The sequence below is a fragment of the Pseudomonas sp. SDO5215_S409 genome, assembly GCF_054071325.1.
In genome coordinates, this window is record NZ_JBSVWN010000114.1 from 1 (window position 1) to 5634 (window position 5634).

Genomic DNA, 5634 nt, shown 5'->3' on the forward strand with positions numbered 1-5634 from the left:
ATGAGGCCCCCTCTTCAATTCAATGACCGTGTTGCACTCGGTTCCTGCAACCGCCGTTTTGCTGACCTTCCGCTATCGCAGGCTGGGGAAGCAGGCGTGCCCGCGATAAGTACGCAGGCACCGCCGTCATCACGCAATCAGAACGGGGACGATTACTTGGCGAACAGCTGGCTCATGTCCTTGAACGCCTTGAACTCCAACGCGTTGCCACAGGGGTCAAGCAAAAACAGGGTGGCTTGCTCGCCCACCTGGCCCTGGAAGCGGATGTAGGGCTCGATGACAAACGCGGTGCCTCGCGCCTTGAGCCGTTGCGCCAGGGCTTCCCATTGGTCCCAGTGCAGGACGATGCCGAAATGCGGGACCGGTACGTCATGGCCGTCGACCGGGTTTGACTGAACCGACGCCTGGCAAGCGGTCTTGGGGTGTTCGTGGATGACCAGCTGATGGCCATAAAAGTCAAAGTCCACCCAGTGGTCGCTGGAGCGGCCTTCGGCGAGCCCAAATACATCACCATAAAAATGGCGGGCGGCGGCGAGGTCGTAGACGGGAATGGCGAGATGAAAGGGAGAAAGGCTCACGGTCTGTACCTGTTGGTTCTGATAATCAGGCACCGATTCTTCACCAGAAAGACCTGCCGATAAAGCGCATATCTTTGGCCCTGAGCCTCGATTTTTTCGAGGCTCGGCAACGCGGTCGGCGTGCGGCCTTCAGGGCTGCGCCAGTACGTCCATCACACAGCTGCGGAATAATTCAAACAGCGGCAAATGGCGCCGGGTGTATTTGGTCAGCAGCACGATTTCGCGCCAGAACGTCAGCTTGCCCAACGGCAACACGCGCACGTCGCTGTTGTGCTCCAGCCACAAGCCCGCCATGGGCACCAGGGATACACCCAGGCCGCTGCGGACCATCTTGACGATCGCGTCCAGCTCGTCGAGCTCCAATGTTTGCCGGGGCTCTATCTTTTGTTCCTTGAGAAACTGCGTCACTTGACGCCCGCCAAACGAGCCCCTGTCATAACGCACGAAGGGTTGCTCGCGAAGCAGTTGCAAGGGGTCATCGCCCACCACCTCTTTGGCGGTGATGAGTACAAAGGGCTCGCGCGCGATCACTTCGCTCTGGAGGTCTTTGGGCAGGTTGAACGGCGCATTGATCATGATCGCAAGGTCCAGCTCGCCCGCATCGACCTGGCTGAGCAGGTTCAATGAAACACCGGGCACCAGATTGACTTCGATAAACGGCGCGCGTTGCTTAAGGGCCACCAGCACTTGCGGCAGGATGCCGGTTTGTACGCTGCCGATGGCGCCAATGCGCAGCGAGCCGTGAAAGTTGTTCGCGCTATCGGGAGCGCCCATGCGCGAAAAAAGATCGAGGATCTCCTCGGCCAGCGGCACCGCCCGCTGCCCCGCCGCGTTCAACGTGGCGGAGCGGCCGGTGCGGTCGAAGAGTTTCACCCCCAGGGCATCCTCAAGGTGCTTTATCTGGGCACTCACCGCCGACTGCGTCAGCCCCACTTGCTGCCCGGCGGCCACAAACGTGCCGCGCCTTGCCGCGTGCACGAAGGTTCTCAACTCTCTAATCATCCACACACCCTGCTTGTTGGTTGGCGCACGGCCTTCCACGCAAGGCTGTTGCGGGTAAGGCTCACCCACGATAACAGCTCCAGGGTGTTGGCAGGCCCAGCCTTACGCGACGACCGGGATCAGCGGGTCGGCGGCAGCCAATGCGGCGGCCCGTTCAGCCACGGGTGGGTAGATCCACACGGAGTTGATCTGGTGCTTGAGCTGCTTGGCTTCGTCCTTGATCAGCTTGACCTGGCGGTCCCAGCCTTCGGTGTACACCGCGCCCCAGGCACCGAGGTCCAGGCAGGTGACGTATTTGGCCTGGCTGTACGCGATTGCGCCTTCGCCCAACAGGTCGGCGGCCACGTTGTTGCCGGCCGAGCGGCCCAGGGCGATGGCGTGCTGGCAGGTCATCAGCGCGAAGTGGCCAGCGTCGTCGGTGGCGGCATAGGCGGTGTCGCCCGTGGCAAAGATGTGGTCCTGGGCGATGACTTTGAGGTGGCGGTCCACGTGCAAGCGCCCGTAAGCATCACGCTGGCCCGGGATCTGTTCGGTGAGGGCGCTGGCACGCACGCCGACGGTCCAGACCACCGTGCTGGCGTCGATGCGACGACCGTCAGACAACGTAACCCCCGCCGCATCCACGGCCGTCACCGAGGCGTTGACCACCCATTCCACGCCTAACGCTTCGCTTGCTTCAATAATGGCTGGGCTGATGTTTGCCCCCAGCGCCGCCCCAATTTTCTCGCCGCGATCAACGATGACCACGCGGACATGGGCGTTTTCGCCCAGCACTGCACGCAGGCGCGCTGGCATTTCAGTCGCGGTTTCGATCCCGGTGAAGCCGCCCCCGGCGACCACGACCGTGTTGCGTGTGCTGGATTCAGGCTGGCTGGCCAACGCCTGCAGGTGTGTTTCCAGGTGGCGGGCCTCTGCCATCAGATCCACATCGAACGCGTGCTCGATGCCGGGCACCGACGCCGGGCGCACCACGCGACTGCCGGTGGCCAGCACCAGTTTGTCGTACCCCAGCGATCCCTTGACGCCATTGGCATCGGTGTAGCCGACCGTTTTGCCGTCAACGTCGATGCTGTTGGCCACGCCCCGGATGAAGTTCACGCCTACCACCTCAAACAACGGGCCCAGCGGCGCCTGCATCTGATGCACCTGTTGCTCGTAGTAACGAGGGCGTACGCCCAGCACGGCTTCAGGCGCCAGCACGCTCACGTCCACATCGTTGCGGTCGTGCTTGTCCAGCAGGCGCAAGGCGCTCAGCGCGCTCCACATGCCAGCAAAACCGGCGCCGATGATCAGGATTCGCTTTTTCATTGTGTGCTCCGAAAGGAAGTCAGTAAGGGGGGTTGGCCCTGGCAATCGACCTTGTCGACTGCGGCGTCACAACTACGACTATATTGATCGTAGTTTATAGCGGCAAGCGGTTTTTGTTCACGGCCCTCGCCAGGCGCCCGGTTTTCAGGACGAAACCCTTTGAGTTACTGGAGATTCAGGCGATCGACGAAAATGCTTGCGCACCGCTTTGCTTGCGATGCGCGCGGCAAATTGTTAGGTTTCGCACGATAAACCCAGTCGGAGATTCCCATGTCTTTTTACAGCGCAGGTGTGGAGTACGGCATTCATTGCCTGCTGTACCTGGTGGATGGCTCGGGAGACAGCCGTGAAGCCAGCGTGCGCGACCTTGCCGAATTGCAGGGCGTGCCTCAGGAATACCTGGCCAAGGTGTTCACCAAACTGGCGAAAGCAAAATTGGTGGTCGCCACCGAAGGCGTACGCGGGGGGTTCAAGCTGGGTCGTCCGTCAGACGAAATCACCCTGCTGGACATCGCCACGGCCATTGACGGGCGCAAGATGATTTTTGATTGCCGCGACATTCGTGGCCGCTGCGCGGTGTTCGACGGCGGCGCCCCGGACTGGGCGACAGCAGGCGTTTGCGGCATCAACGCGGCGATGCTCACGGCGCAAAAACGCATGGAAGAAGCACTGCACCAACAGACCATCCTTGACCTGGCGCGACGCACCGCCCGCAAGGCACCGCCGGAGTTTGCCGGGCAGGTCAGCGGGTGGTTGAACAAACGCAAAGAGGGACGCGTGGGCAGTGACAGTCAGACGATTACGCTGGTGCAGGCGGACGAATAGCGGTGAGTCAGCCGCCCAGACACACTGGCAGCGGCGCGAGGGGCCTGCTGCCCCCTTGAATGAACCGCCGCAAAGCCGGTTTACACATCAATGATTTGACACGGCATAGACCGATTCAGCGTGATCTCACTGGTGACCAGGTTCAATTTTTGCGGCTGTGTGAAGATCCTCCACCCGCCGTTTCTGTAGTGCATGAAATTGAACCCGTTAGGTGCCGGCAAGTTACCGGTATCTCTGCCGTAATCCTCAAACACCAGCAGTGATTTAATCGGTTGGCCCTGGCTGCTGATAAAGTTGTTGACCGTTGCCTCGTGCGGATGCTGATTATGATAAACCCTGATTTTTGAATTATCCCCCGGCGTTTCCGTCACGACTAACGCGCACCCATTCATGGCGGCCGTGAACATGAACTTCATCGGTGGATTATATTTGGGCAGGTCGACAAACCCGGGCATGACCATGCCCTGTATGAAGGGGCACCAGTAGGCTCTGATCGCCACGTCGTTGTGTTTGGGCTGGCTCACGGGCGTCAAAATAACCTGCGCCGTTTCGGGTTCACCGATCAAGTCAAATGAGCCCATTTTTGCCAGGTTGATGAAGTCGGGCATCATGTCGGTGGGCGCTTTTTTTTGAAAATAGTGAACGCTATTAATTGCGGTATCGCCAATATAAACAGTTGGATTTGTGACAAAAGCGATATTGTGACCGTTCATAGCGTTTCCTGGGCATGGGTGTGTTATCTGAACCTACCGACCTATACAACACGGCCATGAAACGTTTTATTCCTGACGACGCGGAAAAAGATCACCTGTTCGCGTGCTCTTGCCTGCGTCGGCGATTGCGCAGGGTTTCCAGCGGGTTAATTGCTCACGTTTTCCAGCAGTTGCTCGACATACTCGACAAACGCGCGGGCCTTGGCATTGGTCATCCGCCCATTCGGAAAAATGGCCCAGAGGTCCATTTTGGGTAATGTCCAGTCTTGCAACACCGCCACCACCTCGCCGCTCGCGAGTTCAGGCCCGAAGACCCAGTGCGAAGAAACCGTGAGGCTGTAATGTGACAACACCGTTGCGCGCACGCCTTCGGCAGCAGATACGCGCATACGGCCGCTAAGGGTCACGGGCTGCTCATCGTCGCCTTTTTTGAATAACCAGGAAGCGCCCCCCTCGCCTATCGCATAGATCACCGCCTCGTGATGTTCCAGGTCTGCGGGCGACTCGGGTATGCCATGCCGTTCGAGGTAAGCAGGCGTGGCGACCACCCGCCGCTGACACGTGGCAATCTTTCTAGCGGTAAAGCCCGAATCGCTGAGCGTGCCCATCCGAAGAGAGACATCGGTACCTTCTTCAATGAGATTCATGGACCGGTCATCGAGCCTCACGTCCACGTCGAGCAAGGGGTGCATGTCCAGGAAGCCACCCAAGTACGGAAGGATGTACAGCCGGGCAAAGGTCACCGTCGTAGAAATACGCAACGTCCCCACCAACCCCGCAGCCGCGCCACGCACGACAAGCTCGGCATTGTTTGAGCTTTCAATAATCTGTTTGGCGTGCTCAAAAAACAGCGAGCCGGCCTCAGTGGCCGATAGTCCGCGAGTGGAGCGGCTCACCAAGCGAACGCCCAAGTGCTCTTCCAACTGGGAGATGCTTTTTGAAACCGCAGGTTGCCCGACATTCAGCCGCCTGGCTGCTGCAGAAAAAGAACCGGTCTCCAAGACAGAGACAAAGGTTTCCATCGCGGCCAGCCGGTCCATTTCATACCTCATTGGGGTTGTTTACGTTGGTGAGTCTGCCGGGTTTGTTGGGGGGCGTGCAAAAGGTTTTTGTGGTTTGAAGGGGGGCTGGGTTGACCGTACGTTGCGGATGACTAAGGAAATCCTGAAGAAGACTTCCAAATATGGTGAAATACGCCGATCCCGTTG

At 59.3% G+C, this 5634-nt stretch carries 6 protein-coding genes; 1 reads left to right on the forward strand and 5 read right to left on the reverse strand.

Annotated elements, in window-relative coordinates; all coding sequences use genetic code 11:
* Window positions 1-152: 152 nt before the first annotated feature.
* From ACW9H9_RS28175 to ACW9H9_RS28185, 3 genes are all read right to left on the reverse strand, one after another.
* Window positions 153-578, reverse strand: a complete 426-nt coding sequence (locus ACW9H9_RS28175) for a VOC family protein (protein ID WP_457346637.1) — start codon at window positions 576-578, stop codon at window positions 153-155.
* 129 nt (window positions 579-707) lie between these two features.
* Window positions 708-1580 (reverse strand): LysR family transcriptional regulator, encoded by an 873-nt coding sequence (locus ACW9H9_RS28180; RefSeq protein ID WP_457346638.1) that lies wholly within the window; start codon window positions 1578-1580, stop codon window positions 708-710.
* Between the two features lie 102 nt (window positions 1581-1682).
* A complete protein-coding gene (locus ACW9H9_RS28185; protein ID WP_457346636.1) occupies window positions 1683-2888 on the reverse strand; it encodes an NAD(P)/FAD-dependent oxidoreductase in 1206 nt (401 codons plus the stop codon).
* Between the two features lie 270 nt (window positions 2889-3158).
* Here ACW9H9_RS28185 and ACW9H9_RS28190 point away from each other — a divergent pair, with 270 nt between their 5' ends.
* Entirely contained in the window at window positions 3159-3713 is a 555-nt protein-coding gene (locus tag ACW9H9_RS28190) for an RrF2 family transcriptional regulator (protein WP_457346635.1), read from the forward strand.
* An 80-nt stretch (window positions 3714-3793) separates the two neighbouring features.
* On the opposite strand, the gene ACW9H9_RS28195 is transcribed toward ACW9H9_RS28190, so the two are convergent.
* Both ACW9H9_RS28195 and ACW9H9_RS28200 read right to left on the reverse strand, forming a co-directional pair.
* Window positions 3794-4426, reverse strand: coding sequence for a hypothetical protein (locus ACW9H9_RS28195; RefSeq protein WP_457346634.1), 633 nt, complete (start codon window positions 4424-4426; stop codon window positions 3794-3796).
* Between the two features lie 146 nt (window positions 4427-4572).
* Window positions 4573-5466, reverse strand: coding sequence for a LysR family transcriptional regulator (locus tag ACW9H9_RS28200; protein ID WP_457346633.1), 894 nt, complete (start codon window positions 5464-5466; stop codon window positions 4573-4575).
* Window positions 5467-5634: the final 168 nt, after the last annotated feature.

Excerpts from the sequence above, each read along its gene's own strand:
- ACW9H9_RS28195 (WP_457346634.1), bottom strand. The coding sequence starts at position 4,426 with ATGAACGGTCACAATATCGCTTTTGTCACAAATCCAACTGTTTATATT.
- ACW9H9_RS28180 (WP_457346638.1), bottom strand. The coding sequence starts at position 1,580 with ATGATTAGAGAGTTGAGAACCTTCGTGCACGCGGCAAGGCGCGGCACG.
- ACW9H9_RS28190 (WP_457346635.1), top strand. The coding sequence starts at position 3,159 with ATGTCTTTTTACAGCGCAGGTGTGGAGTACGGCATTCATTGCCTGCTG.
- ACW9H9_RS28200 (WP_457346633.1), bottom strand. The coding sequence starts at position 5,466 with ATGGACCGGCTGGCCGCGATGGAAACCTTTGTCTCTGTCTTGGAGACC.
- ACW9H9_RS28185 (WP_457346636.1), bottom strand. The coding sequence starts at position 2,888 with ATGAAAAAGCGAATCCTGATCATCGGCGCCGGTTTTGCTGGCATGTGG.